Raw genomic sequence first — 13,682 nt, 5'->3', positions numbered from 1 at the left:
ATGCAGATACTTATGTTATTATTTTATTAACAAAACGTTTTCATGAAAGGCCCTAGTTTATTCCTTTCATTGATGACGTAATAAAGATAAAGGAGTGTTAATGGATATGAGTTGGGTTGAAATAGCAGCGCTAATTGCAGCAATCGCTTTCGCTGCACTCGTAATATTTTTGATTATCGCCATCCGAAAAGCAACAGAAATTCTTAATGATGTTTCTAAGATTGCTGAGGAAGCGAACAATAGTATTACTGTGATAACAAAAGACGTTGATCATCTAGCAATTGAAGTAGAAGGCTTATTGAATAAGGCGAATACTTTAGTAGATGATGTAAACGGAAAAATTAGTAAGACTGATCCATTATTTACAGCGATAGGAGATATTGGAGTATCTGTTTCAGAAGTCAATCAATCTACCCGCGATTTAGCACACTCGATTACGGGAAAAGCGGTCAAGAAAAGTAAAAGTTCAACTATTGGTAAAATAGGGAAAACAGCTACTGCTCTAAATCGTCGTAGAAAAGAGAAAAAAGATTTACAAAATACAGATATAACTATTTATTAAAAAGATAATATAAAAGGAGAGATTTTATAATGAGTAAAAAAGATGGCGGATTTGTAATGGGAGCAATTATCGGAGGAGCGGCTGCAGCAATTACAGCACTACTATTTGCACCTAAATCAGGTAAAGAGTTACGTGAAGACATTTCTAATGAATTCGATGATATCATGGATACTGTTTATGACTACAAAGATATCGCAACTGAAAAAGGTAGCGAAATAGTAGAAGTTGCAAAAGATGCAACAGAAGACATTAAGGTAAACCTTAAAGATACTTCAGAGCAACTAAAATCACAATATGCACAATCTAAAGAAAAAATGTCTAAAGATTTAGAGTCTGCAAAAGCAGACGTTAATGAAGCTGTTAAAGATGCAAAAGATAGCGCTTCTGATGCAAAAAAAGTGGCAGATGATGTTGCTGAAGAAACAAAAAAAGAAGTAAAAAAAGAAGCAAATAACCATATGAATAATAATAATTCAAACAAACCAAATACAGATACAAACAAAAAATAATAGTTAGAATAAAAAACCTCAAAATCACTTAGATGATTTTGAGGTTTTTTTCATTTTGATTCCTTTATAAAATTTTGATAGGCATCAATCGTAGTTGGAAAAAACGTGAAAGAATGGAAACCGCTATCGTCTAAGTAACCACAATCTTCAATCCGTACACCAATATTTCCGGGAATATAAATTCCTGGCTCAATAGAAAAACACATGCTATCAATTAAGGGCAGTTGGTTTCCTTCCATGATAGAAGGAAATTCATGAACACTTTGACCAATACCGTGTCCTAAGCGATGATTGAAGTAAGGCCCATATCCTTTTTGGTTGATAATACGACGTGCGATTGTATCGAGTTCAGATGCTGTCATATTAATTTTGGCTTGATCCATCGCTGTATCGTGTGCATTTAGAACGGTTTGATAGACATCTTTTTGCTCGCTTGTTGGTTGATCGCCAAAAAACAGTGTCCGGGTTGTGTCACTTGCATACCCTTCATAAATAACACCTAAATCAAACAAGACGAATTGGTCCTCTTTCAATTTGTTAGGTCCTGGCACACCGTGAGGACTAGCAGCATTTTCCCCGAAGAGAACCATTGTAGAAAAACTCATTTGATCCACACCGCGTTTTTTTAATTGATACTCTATTTCAGCGACAACTTCGGATTCTGTTATTCCGACTTTTAAGGCTCGCGCGCCAATTTTAATGGCTTCATCTGCCCAAAAACCTGCTTTTTTCATTTTTTCGAGTTCAGCAGAAGTTTTTTGCATACGTATCGTATGGAGTAATTTCGAGTAGTCTTTTTCAAATTGACTGTTGGGGAATTGGCTTTGTAATGCTTCTCGTTTTGCAACGGTAAGCTGTTCTTTTTCAATCGCCCAATTGGTTGTTGGAAGACTTTTATCTACTATTAAGTTTTTAATAGATTGCCAAGGGTTTTCTGTATCGAGATAACTATACACATCTATACCATCTACTGAAGCCTTAGCATCCTCTTGATCAAGGGCAGGGGTGAATAAGATTGGAGGTGCATCTTGAAAGAGTATAAGGGCTAAAATACGCTCATGTGGCTCACTAGAAAAACCTACTAAGTATTCAACAGTTTGTGGGTCATTAAAAAAAGCAATATCAATACCATCACTTTTCATTCGTTCGATAATCTGTTCCATCTGTTCTGACATTATTATTCCTCCTTTTTGATAGCTATTATAACATCTTCTAAAAAATATGAAAGAAATCCTGAAACTTTCATGAAAACTTTACTAAAACGCTTGCATTTCCTTGTGAATAATGATAGATTTTCATTGTGAATATAATTAAATCATTTTTATTAAGTGGCTTAAGTAAAAATAATTATAAAGAGGAGAGAAAAAAGTGGATAAACAAACAATCACAATTTATGATGTCGCTCGTGAAGCGAGTGTATCAATGGCAACTGTATCTCGTGTTGTCAACGGCAACCCCAATGTTAAACCGTCAACGCGTAAGAAAGTCTTAGAGGTGATTGATCGCTTAGATTATCGTCCTAATGCGGTCGCACGTGGATTAGCAAGTAAAAAAACGACAACTGTAGGAGTTATTATTCCTGATGTAACCAACGTCTTCTTTGCTTCCTTAGCAAGAGGAATTGATGACATTGCTACAATGTATAAGTATAACATTATCCTTGCCAACTCTGACCAAAATGAAAATAAAGAAATACAAGTTTTAAATACTTTGTTAGCGAAACAAGTAGATGGTATAATTTATATGGGAAATAAAATCACAGACGAATTACGAGCAGAGTTTTCCCGTTCAAAAACGCCTGTTGTTTTGGCCGGAACAGTCGATCCCGATCAACAAGTAGGTAGTGTTAACATTGACTATATTGCTGCGGCGGAAAATGTTATTAGTAAACTAATTGAAGGTGGAAGAAAAAACATTGCATTTGTGACACCACCATTGGCAAATCCTATTAATGGGCAATACCGACTAAAAGGATACAAAAATGCGTTACTATCTTCTGGCATTGCCTTTAACGAAGAGTTTGTTTTTGAAAGTAAAGCGAAAGTAAACCCCGGTGAAAATATGGCAACTCATTTAATTGAAAAGGGAATTGATGCTGCCTATGTAACTGATGATGAATTGGCCATTGGTTTATTAAATGGTGTGATTAATGCTGGTGTGCGAGTGCCCGAAGATTTTGAAATTATTACAAGTAATAATTCAAAAATAGTTGAAATGGCTCGTCCTAAATTAAGCTCAATCATGTTGCCATTGTATGATATCGGTGCAGTAGCTATGCGCTTGTTGACAAAAATTATGAATAAAGAAGAAATTGATGAAAAAACCATTACATTACCATATAAAGTTGCTTATCGAGGCACAACGGTTAAGCAAGAAGATTAATTTTCATAAATAGAAATTAAAGAAGGAAATCCGTTTTAGGGATTTCCTTCTTTTATTTTAATAATTACTATTCATCTTCTTTTTCCTTATCTTCCTTTTTTTCTTTATCTTCCTTTTTTTCATCTTCTTTTTTCTCTTTATCTTCTTTTTCAGGCTTTTTATCTTCTTTAGCAGGGGTTGTTGTTTCTCTATTATCTTTTGCTTCATTTGCTTTTCTTTGTGCTTCTTCTTCAGCTTTTCGTCTAGCTGCCGCTTCTGCTTCTCTTATACGGTTTTCTTCCGCATCCCAGAATGCAATCCGTAAGTCTGTATAAGTTGCCGCAGGTGCAAAATCATAAGTCATTTCTTTTGGTGGATTTGTTTCTTTAAACAAGTCAGTTCGTTTTTCACCATCAATTTTAACAGTTGTCGAGCTATCCGGCAAAGTCACATTGCCAGGTAGGGTACCCGTTCTCGCAACAACTGATTCTTCGATAATTCCACCTGGTCGCTCATGCACTTGATCTACTCCAAGTGTTTCTGGACTAGTTGCATAAATATTATTAGCTATCGCTGACCAATACTGCATATTATCTGAAGAAGGCCAACCCGTGAAATTTGGATCATAAAACCGGTGCTTTTCTATCTGGTTATTATAGCCAATCCATGAGCTTAAAGTAACAGTAGGAGTACTTCCAATGAACCAATAATCTGTATTTTCATCTGAAGTACCTGTTTTAGCTGCAAGATCAGCATCAAAGTTCAAGAAATTATTAATCCGGTTTGAAAAGCCTAAATTAATAACATCTCGTAGGATGTCTAGAGTAAGATAAGCAGTTTGATCAGAAAAGACTTCTCTTTTTTCTACTTCATGTTGGTAAATAATCGTACCTTCATTATCTTCTATTTTTTCAATCAAATAAGAAGGGATATAGTCACCATGATTAGCAAACGTTGCGAATGCAGTCGTCTGTTCAGCTACCGTCACATTTGTCGTCCCTAATGAAAAGGCTGGATACTGCTTGTTGTCGTCGATGTATTTATAATCCATCATATCCATGTACTTATAAGGTTCCATATCGTTATTTAACATATGGATATAGAGTTTCCCAGTAGGGTTGTTCATCGAGTCGTAGAGTGCTTTTCGGGCAGTAACAAGTTGGTTAGAGATGACGCCACCAATGTTAGAAACTTGCCATGTTTCTCCAGTTGAAGGATCGTAAGCCTCTTCACCCATTGGAGTATCTGGCAACATGCTAGCTGGAGAAATAAGATTCATTTCAATAGCGGGTGCGTAAACTGCTAAGGGTTTAATAGTAGAAGCAGGTGATCGTGGAGAATCAAAGGCATGGTCATTTTGGTCCGTCGAGAAATCAACACCACCAATAAAGCCTAAAATACGTCCAGTCGCGTTCTCAAGTAAGACACTACCAGTTTGAGCGAGTTCCACAATTTCTTTTGTTTCTCCTGTTTCCTCGTCTTGATAGGTATCTATATAGGTTTCCCCAATATAAGGCCCATAGCCAGCAACAGCTTCTTGCATGGCTTCATAAATATCTTTATCAACACTTGAATAAACTTTTAATCCGCCTGTCGTTAAATAACTTTCGTTTCTGAAATAATAATCATTATACAATTCGACATCGGCATCTATTTCTTCAAAGGTAAGGCCGTTCTTTTCGGCTTCAACAGCCATTAAAGTTTCAATCGCTTGTTTTTCAACTTGCTGATATAAGAAATTGTGATTATCTAATTCTGGATCCTTTCCAGTTTTGAAGTCGGCTTGGATGTCATAGGCAAGTGCATCGTCGTATTCCTCTTGGGTAATTTTTTGTTCTTCAAACATGCGTGATAGAACGGTTTTCATACGTTCGAGACCTTCTGAGTTATCTTCATAAATTTCTCCCACATTCGAGTAAGGTGTATAAATATATGGGTTTTGTGGAAGTCCAACTAAAAAGGCGGCTTGCGGGATATTAACTTCATTAGCATGGACATTAAATATGCCTAGTGCAGCTTCTTCGATACCAGCAATATTGACACCCGTACTATTTCGACCAAAAGGTGAAACATTTAAATAAGCAGTAATAATATCTTCTTTTTCAAAGAAATTTTCCAAACGCATAGCTAGTAAAATTTCATTTGCTTTACGAGAGAAGGTGACATCGTCCGTAAGTACCTGCTGTTTGATTAGTTGTTGTGTCAATGTTGAACCGCCCGTTGTTTCACCAGCGCCTGTAACTTGTGTAATTAAGGCTCTTAAAACGGCTTTCGGAACAATCCCATCGTGCTCATAGAAATATTCATCTTCCGTTGCTGTTATACCATCAATAATATGTGGCGAAATTTGATCATAGTCAATCACCGTACGGTGTAAATCCGTTCTAACTTCAGATATGTTTTCACCACCATAATAATGGAAACTTGAAACGAGTTCGACACTATTAATTGCTTCTGCCATTACTTCTCGCGATGGGGGAGCATCCTTATCAATTAATGATACGAAAAAACCAAGACCCAGTCCTGCTCCTAAAAAACCAAGAAGTCCCAGAACGTAGGCTAAGGAGATAAAGACCGTTTTAATCACTCCATAAGCGACATTAAAACCAAAAATCCCTTTAGAAGCAATCTTTTTTATATCTATTCTTTTTTCTTTTTCTGATTGCGTTGGATTTTTTAAGTTTTTAAAGAAAAATAGAATAGAAGCATAACTACGTTTGAAAAATGTGACGATACTCGTATAAGCTTTTTTCAGAAACAAACGTATATAAGCATATCCCTTTTTAAAGAATGAAGAAACAGCTTCTAAAAACTTATTAAATTGGTTTCCGTTCGAATTATTCATTCAATCCCTCTTTCTGCTTCAATATTCTTGGATATTATACCAAAAATACTGCTATGTAGCTAATATATAGTGATATCGATATAAAAAAGAAACCAGGATGTAATAATCCTGATTCCTTACATATTTTAAGACATGGACTGATCAGTTTCTAGTGTTTCACCAATTGCAGCTAAACGGCTGACAACTTCTTGAGTTGAAAGATCATGCTCTTTTACATAACGGTTTCGATCTGCAATGCGACAATTATGAGAGCAACCACGTAAGTATTTGTACTCATTTTCTTCGGAACATAGAATTTGGCGGTTACAATCAGGATTTGCGCAGTTTACATAGCGTTCGCAAGGCTGACCATCAAACCAGTCTTTACCAACTACGACATGTTCCTTACGGTTAATATCAACGGCAATTCTTTCATCAAAGACATACATTTTTCCATCCCACAGTTCACCTTGAACTTCTGGATCTTTTCCATAAGTTGCAATACCGCCATGAAGCTGGCCGACATCTTCGAAACCTTCTTTAACAAGCCAACCTGAGAATTTCTCACAGCGAATACCACCTGTACAATATGTTACGACACGTTTATCCATAAATTTTTCTTTATTTTCACGTATCCATTGAGGTAGTTCACGAAAGTTACGAATTTCAGGGCGAACCGCTCCTCGAAAATGTCCTAAATCATACTCATAATCGTTTCGCGCATCAATTACTACAGTATCTTCATCTAGTATGGCTTCTTTAAACTCTTGTGGAGAAAGGTAATTCCCTGTAGTTTCATTTGGGTTTAAATCTTCTTCAAGTTGTAACGTTACAATCTCTGGGCGATAGCGAACAAACATTTTTTTAAATGCGTGTTCCTCTGCAACATCAATTTTCCATAAAATATCGTTAAATCGAGCGTCTTCATTCATGTGGGCAATATAAGCATCTGTTTGTGCAACAGTTCCAGAAAGTGTTCCGTTTATACCTTCTTCAGAAACTAAAATCCGCCCTTTAATTCCTAAGTTTTTACAAAAATTTAAGTGTTCTTGCGTAAATTTTTCAGCGTTTTCAATGGTTACATATTTATAAAATAGTAAGACACGGTAATCTCCTGTCATATCTATTTCCTCCGTTCTATTTAATTATCACGTTTCATTATATCGCGAATTGGTATATCTATCCACAAAAAGACTCAATAGTTTGTAGCAAAATATTATTCTGAAATAAATTGGTTTGTTAATTCAAGGAACAACTCTGCATCTTCGGCCATGATAGCAATCCCTTGATTCCAAAATTCTTCTTGAGTAATATCTTTTCCTAAGTGTTTCATTACTAATTCTTCAGTTTTCATAACCGCAGTGTCACGGAGTAAAGCAATGTATTTTTCTTCGAAACCATTAGGGTTCTTTTTATATTCCGCAAAAATACTGAGGCTAAATAAAAAGCCGAAAGTGTAGGGGAAGTTATAAAAGGAAATATCAGAAATAAAGAAATGAAGTTTTGAAGCCCAAAAATGTGGATGGTAAACACTTAACTGTTCTTGGTAAGCTTCCTTTTGAGCAGAAACCATCAATTCTGATAGACGGTCTGCCGAAACGAGTCCTTTTTGTCGCTCAGAATAAAAAGATTTCTCAAATAGATAACGCGAGTGAATGTTCATAAACATAGCTGTTGCATTTTCTAAGTTTGTATTTAATAAAGAAATTTTTTCTTCATCTGTTTTAGCCGCCTCAACAGTAGCACTAGCTACGAGAGTCTCAGCAAAGGTAGAAGCTGTTTCTGCTACATTCATTGCATAATTTGTATTCATACGTGGTAAATCCCACATGGTGTGACTATGAAAAGCATGACCTATTTCATGGGCTAAAGTGCTCATGTCGCTTGCAGAGCCAGTAAAAGTCATAAAAATACGTGATTCCTCCGTCTCAGGAAGGCCAGTACAGTAGCCGCCTGGGCGTTTCCCGGAGCGATCTTCTGCTTCAATCCATTCTTTTTCAGCAATCTCTTGGGCAAATGTAGCCATTTTGGGTCCAAACTTCGCAAAATTGGCTACGATAAAGTCAACAGCTTCATCATAAGTGAAAGTTTTAGCATTAAAATCCCCAATAGAAATAGGGGCATCGACATCATACCAAGCCAACTGTTTCTTACCCATCAAAGTAGCCTTACGGTTTAGAAAATCTAAGAAAGGTTGTTTATTTTTACTAATTGCCAGCCACATCGCGTCTAGTGTTTCTTTTTTGATGCGGTTATAACGGAGAGGTTCCACCATGAAGTCTTCTTCACCATGCAGGTGATAATTTTCTAAACGAAAACCTTGGAGGTGATTGAGTGTATCCGCGAAAGCCGGTGCTAATTCTCCCCAAGCCTTTTCCCATTCTTCGAAAATTTTCTTTCTTACAGAAGGATCTGGATCCGAATACATCCGGTTCATGGCTTGCCCTGCCGATAATTCTTGGATTTTTTCATCTTTACCTTCAATAGGAATTTTTATCAAGGAAACGAGCGTGTCATAATGGTTACTCCAAGCTTCAAAGCCATCTTGACTTAATTTAGAGATAATTGTTTCTTCTTTTTCACTTAATAAGCGACTGCCGTTTTCGCGCATTTCAGTTAAGGCAAATGCAATATCTTGAAAAGGTGCCTGTGTCAAAAGAGATGAAAAGTCTTCATCTGTTATAGCAGCGAATTTTTTAATGATGGATGTTTGGACAACATTGTAGTCGCCACGCAATTTACCTACTTGAAAAATGACGGCATTAGCATGTGTATCGGTCACATCCGTAGATTGAACCGCATTAATAAAACTACCGGCTTGAGAAAGAGCATTTGTAATTTTTTCATCAAGTGCTAAAATACGGACTAATGTTTTATAGTTTGGCTTATCCAATTGGGGGTCCCAATTTTGATTAAGTGATTGATAATCGCTAATCCATTCTTTCGTTAACGCGAGCTTATTCTGTAGAGCTTGTGATTGACTACCGCCAGGAAAGATACTCTCTAAATCCCATGTTAATTTATATTTCATTTATGAACACCTCTTATTTTTTATAAAGATAACTTTAGACTAATTATACAAAAAACGCAAAAGAGAATTGCAAGATAGGCAATTCATTGCTAATATAAATAAATAAATAACACTATTCAATAGAGAAGAGGGATTTGAATGGCAGGACATTCAAAATGGAGTAAAATTAAACGTTCTAAAGGTGTAGCCGATCAGCAACGAGGAAAAGTTTTTCAAAAAATTTCTAAAGAAATTTATATAGTTGCTAAAGAGGGTGGTCCTGATCCCTCGTCTAATGCAGCTTTACGAATGAAAATTGACAAAGCTAAGGCAGCAAATATGCCAAATGATAATATTAATCGCGCGATTCAAAAGGCGACTTCCTCTGGCGAAGGCGATAACTATGAAGAAGTTTTATATGAAGGCTATGGTCCAAATGGCGTAGCTGTTTTAGTAGAAGCATTGACAGATAATCGCAATCGAACTGCAACAAATATTCGCGTTGCCTTTAACAAAAATGGTGGCTCTCTTGGTGAGTCTGGTTCGGTTGCTTATATGTTCGAGCGTCGCGGTTATATTGCGATTGAGCGTGAAGGGTTAGACGTTGACGAAGATACCATGCTTATGAGCGTGTTAGAAGCTGGTGGGGAAGAGTTAGAAACAAGTGAAGACGTCTTTGAAATTTATACAAGTCCATCAGATTTCAAAGACGTTCGCGATGCACTTGAAGCGGAAGGATATGTTCTAGCGGAAGCAGAATCAACTATGGTTCCTCAAACAATGGTTACCATTGATTCAGACAAAGAAGAGCAATTTCGTACTATGCTTGCCGTTTTAGAAGATGACGACGATGTTCAAGAAGTGTTTCATAACGCACATTTAAATGATGAATAGTAAAAAACTTGTTTTCCTAGTATGATAAGGAAAACAAGTTTTTATTTAGTTTATTAAATGAGGTGATAAAAATGGCTCGAGAAAGAAAATTTACTCAAGAAGAATTATTTTTAGCAACGCATAAGCTCATGCTTATTTTAGGTTACGAACAATTTTCTTTTTTAAAACTGTCTCAAGAACTACAGGTTTCGCGTTCAGCTTTATACAAATATTATAAAAATAAAGATGAATTATTACGCGATTATTTAAATGAAAAGCTAGAAGAAATGGTCATTAAAATGAGTAGTGCCAAATGGCCGACTGATTACAGTGAAAAACTTTCTCAATTAATCCATCTTATTTTTGAATACGCAGATACCCATTTAATCTCTGATATGGTATCCACTGTAAAATGGACAGAAATAAATCGGAATGACCCGGGGGTTAAACGTGCAATCACTTTACACCAACAATTTTTTTCATTTATAGAATCGGTGATTGAAGAAGGAAAAGATAAAGGTGTTCTTAATAAGGAAATTCCTTCTTCAATTATTATTGAGATGTTGTTTCATAGTATTTTGCTTCCTAATAGAGCAGGATTAACCGAATTACAACGCGCTGAACATATTACAAATATAGTTCTTTATGGCATTCTTGATAGAAAAAAATAAATTTGTTCACATTCAAAGTGACACATGTGTCACTTTGAAGTATACTATAAGTATACTAACAAATTAAAGAAGAAAAGAGGCAAATAATGTTTTTAGCGCGTAGAGAATTATGGTTTTCCAAAGGACGTTTTTTACTGATTGGCTTTATTATCGTTTTGATCTCCTGGCTAGTATTTGTATTATCTGGATTGGGAAATGGCTTATCAGATTTAGGTGCTGCTGCCATTCGTTATTCAGATATGGATATTGCACTTTTTGAAGAGGAAGCGGAGTTTAGTTTAAATAAATCTACCTTATCTGAAGATATAATGGATGAAGTAGTTACACTTCCAGGTGTAGAGCAAGTAACTGGAGTAGGAACAAGTACAGGGTCTATCTTAATGGGTGATAGCGATGAAGAGTCAGGTAAAAAGACAACTGTTTATTTTATTGGTATTAACCCAGATAGTTTCTTAGAACCGGACGTTTCTTTAGGGGAAGGATTAACAAAAAGTAATGATTCACAGATTATTGTGGACTCCAGTTTGATGGATGAAGGATATGCAGTTGGAGACACCGTTCGTTTAAGTGGATCTGATATGGAGCTTTTAATCGGAGGTTTTGCAGACAATCAATTATTAAATCATCTTCCAGCAGTTTACTTACCGTTAGAAACGCTTCGTGAAATTAAATATGCTGTTCCGGGATCAGATATGGGTATTAACAAACCAATTAATGCTATTTTTGTAAAAGGTACCGATTTAGATGTTGAAAGTGTTTGTAGCAAAATTTCCGGAGTAGAAGTTGGAACTAAAAAGGATACATTAAATGGTGTGCCGGGTTATACAGCTGAAAACGGAACGATTTCACTAATGTTATGGTTACTCATTTTTATTTCAGCTTTTGTGGTTGCAATCTTTTTCTATGTTCTGACTACTCAAAAAGTTCACCAATTTGGAGTTATGAAAGCAATTGGAGCGAGCAATGGGTTTGTGATTAAGTCCGTTGTATCACAGGTCTTCCTGCTTTCAAGTATTAGTATTTTAATTGGAATTGGCTTGACTTATTTAACCGTTCTGGTGCTTCCTGACGGCATGCCCTTTAACTTGTTACCGAATATGGTAGTGATTTATGCGTTTGTTTTATTAGGAACGAGTATGGTGGGAACGTTATTCTCTATAAATAGTATTATCAAAATTGATCCGCTAACCGCTTTAAGGAGGGCTGAATAATGTCAGGATTAGAGTTATCAAACGTAACCAAAGTTTATCAAGAAGGAGAGTTTTCTACTACTGCTTTACAGAACCTCTCATTAAGCGTGGAGCTTGGTGAATTTATTGCTATCGTAGGTCCTTCTGGTTCAGGTAAAAGTACCTTTCTCTCAATTGCAGGTGCACTCCTTCAACCTTCATCGGGAGAGGTAACTATTAACGGTGTGAACTTAGCTTCAATGAGTGAAAAGAAACTGTCAGACGTACGTCTTTCGCAAATTGGTTTTATTCTACAAACATCAAATTTGCTTCCCTATCTGACAGTTCTAGAACAATTACTCTTAGTTAAGAAAATGGCAGGTACCATCACACCAGAAGATCGCCAATTTGCTAAAGAATTACTAGATGATATTGGTCTAAGTAAAAAACTAAATAAATACCCTCACCAATTATCAGGTGGGGAGCGTCAACGTACTGCTATTGCTCGTGCCTTTATTAATGATCCTGGTATTATTTTAGCTGACGAACCAACTGCTAATTTGGATACTGAACGTGCACATGAAGTGGTTGCTTTAATTGCAAAAGAAGTTAAATCGCGCAACAAAGCAGCGATTATGGTCACACATGATGAACGGATGCTTCCTTATTGTGATCGGGTTTATCGCATTGAAGATGGTCTATTAACTGAAGAAAAATAAATGAAAAACCTCAGACTGTGTCTGAGGTTTTTGTGTCGATTTTATTCATTGCTTTCAATGAACTCGTTAATTTTAGTTTGATATTCTTCATCTGAAACAATGTAAGAAAAGCCTTCACCAACAACATTTTGAACTTCGCTAAAGACAACAAAGGCGTTGGAATCAATTTCAGTTATTAACTTATTAATGGCCATAATTTGTTGGCGGTTAATAACCACCATAATGACTTGCTTATCGTCTTTACGATAGTATCCTTGAGCGGAGAAAAGAGTGATACCACGTCCAATTACCCGATTGATTTCGTCTGCAATTTCTTGGTGACGATTTGAGATAATAAGAACAGATTTTTTTGGATTAAACCCTTCTAAGATAAAACTTAAGACCTTTGTTTGGATGTAAAGATGCACAATTGTTAGTAGAACATTCTCTAAACCGATAATAAAAACGGAGGGTGCAACAATCAATACATTAAGCAGAACTAATGCAATACTTGTACTCCAGCCTAAGTATTTATTCATAATAAGTGCAATGATATCTGTACCTGCAGTAGATCCACCTGCTTGCATGATAATTCCTACCGCTAACCCCATCAAAACCCCGGAACAAAGGGGTGCTAATATTGGTAAGTCCATTACGTATGTCCAACCGTTTGTTAATTGCAGAAAAACAGAAGTCATGATAACAGCAAAGACTGTAAGTCCCATAGTTTTTTTATCCAGGTAACGATACCCAATGACTAAAACAACTCCGTTGATTGCAAAAGTACTAATAGCTAAGGGTAAGTTTGTCAGATAATAAATCATCAAGCCAATACCCGTTACGCCACCTTCACCTAAACTGTTAGGGATTGAGAACGTATTAATTGCAATCGAAAATATAAATGCCCCAACAGTACACCAAATTATGGATATCATACCATTTCTATTCAAAATAAATTTCTCCTCTCTTTTTTCTTTGTCTATTATAACCATAAAAAAATATTTT

Annotated in this window: 12 protein-coding genes; 7 read left to right on the top strand and 5 right to left on the bottom strand. The window is 36.0% G+C overall.

Annotated elements, in window-relative coordinates; genetic code table 11:
• Positions 1–100 precede the first annotated feature (100 nt).
• Together BW727_RS04655 and BW727_RS04650 are read left to right on the top strand one after the other, a co-directional pair.
• On the top strand, positions 101–562 hold the full coding sequence (locus BW727_RS04655; protein ID WP_305067149.1) for a DUF948 domain-containing protein: 462 nt from the start codon (positions 101–103) through the stop codon (positions 560–562).
• A gap of 29 nt (positions 563–591) precedes the next feature.
• Positions 592–1,071 carry a YtxH domain-containing protein gene (locus tag BW727_RS04650; RefSeq protein ID WP_062471836.1) on the top strand — a complete coding sequence of 160 codons (480 nt, stop codon included), beginning with the start codon at positions 592–594 and terminating at the stop codon, positions 1,069–1,071.
• A gap of 50 nt (positions 1,072–1,121) precedes the next feature.
• Here BW727_RS04650 and BW727_RS04645 read toward each other — a convergent pair whose 3' ends face one another.
• Positions 1,122–2,246, bottom strand: coding sequence for a M24 family metallopeptidase (locus tag BW727_RS04645; RefSeq protein ID WP_062471834.1), 1,125 nt, complete (start codon positions 2,244–2,246; stop codon positions 1,122–1,124).
• A gap of 193 nt (positions 2,247–2,439) precedes the next feature.
• Here BW727_RS04645 and ccpA point away from each other — a divergent pair, with 193 nt between their 5' ends.
• A complete protein-coding gene (gene ccpA, locus BW727_RS04640) occupies positions 2,440–3,453 on the top strand; it encodes a catabolite control protein A (protein ID WP_062471831.1) in 1,014 nt (337 codons plus the stop codon).
• A 67-nt stretch (positions 3,454–3,520) separates the two neighbouring features.
• Here the strand turns inward: ccpA and BW727_RS04635 are convergent, their stop codons facing one another.
• From BW727_RS04635 to BW727_RS04625, 3 genes are all read right to left on the bottom strand, one after another.
• A complete protein-coding gene (locus BW727_RS04635; protein ID WP_062471828.1) occupies positions 3,521–6,277 on the bottom strand; it encodes a transglycosylase domain-containing protein in 2,757 nt (918 codons plus the stop codon).
• 125 nt (positions 6,278–6,402) lie between these two features.
• A complete protein-coding gene (trhO, locus tag BW727_RS04630; RefSeq protein ID WP_062471825.1) occupies positions 6,403–7,377 on the bottom strand; it encodes an oxygen-dependent tRNA uridine(34) hydroxylase TrhO in 975 nt (324 codons plus the stop codon).
• A gap of 95 nt (positions 7,378–7,472) precedes the next feature.
• Positions 7,473–9,287 (bottom strand): M3 family oligoendopeptidase, encoded by a 1,815-nt coding sequence (locus BW727_RS04625; protein ID WP_062471823.1) that lies wholly within the window; start codon positions 9,285–9,287, stop codon positions 7,473–7,475.
• 138 nt (positions 9,288–9,425) lie between these two features.
• Here BW727_RS04625 and BW727_RS04620 point away from each other — a divergent pair, with 138 nt between their 5' ends.
• From BW727_RS04620 to BW727_RS04605, 4 genes are all read left to right on the top strand, one after another.
• Complete coding sequence (locus BW727_RS04620; protein ID WP_062471821.1) at positions 9,426–10,160, top strand: YebC/PmpR family DNA-binding transcriptional regulator; 735 nt, start codon at positions 9,426–9,428, stop codon at positions 10,158–10,160.
• Positions 10,161–10,231: 71 nt separating this feature from the next.
• Positions 10,232–10,810, top strand: a complete 579-nt coding sequence (locus BW727_RS04615; protein ID WP_062471817.1) for a TetR/AcrR family transcriptional regulator — start codon at positions 10,232–10,234, stop codon at positions 10,808–10,810.
• A gap of 86 nt (positions 10,811–10,896) precedes the next feature.
• Positions 10,897–12,021: an ABC transporter permease gene (locus tag BW727_RS04610; protein WP_062471814.1), complete on the top strand. Its 1,125-nt coding sequence runs from the start codon at positions 10,897–10,899 to the stop codon at positions 12,019–12,021.
• Positions 12,021–12,698, top strand: coding sequence for an ABC transporter ATP-binding protein (locus BW727_RS04605; RefSeq protein ID WP_062471811.1), 678 nt, complete (start codon positions 12,021–12,023; stop codon positions 12,696–12,698). The genes BW727_RS04610 and BW727_RS04605 overlap by 1 nt, the downstream gene beginning before the upstream one ends.
• Before the next feature lie 41 nt (positions 12,699–12,739).
• Here the strand turns inward: BW727_RS04605 and BW727_RS04600 are convergent, their stop codons facing one another.
• Positions 12,740–13,627 carry a YitT family protein gene (locus tag BW727_RS04600; RefSeq protein ID WP_062471807.1) on the bottom strand — a complete coding sequence of 296 codons (888 nt, stop codon included), beginning with the start codon at positions 13,625–13,627 and terminating at the stop codon, positions 12,740–12,742.
• Positions 13,628–13,682 lie beyond the last annotated feature (55 nt).

This window comes from Jeotgalibaca dankookensis, from assembly GCF_002005405.1.
Lineage (GTDB): Bacteria > Bacillota > Bacilli > Lactobacillales > Aerococcaceae > Jeotgalibaca > Jeotgalibaca dankookensis.
The sequence above is the reverse complement of the archived record's forward strand: the minus strand, read 5'-3'. Positions and strand labels throughout refer to the sequence as shown.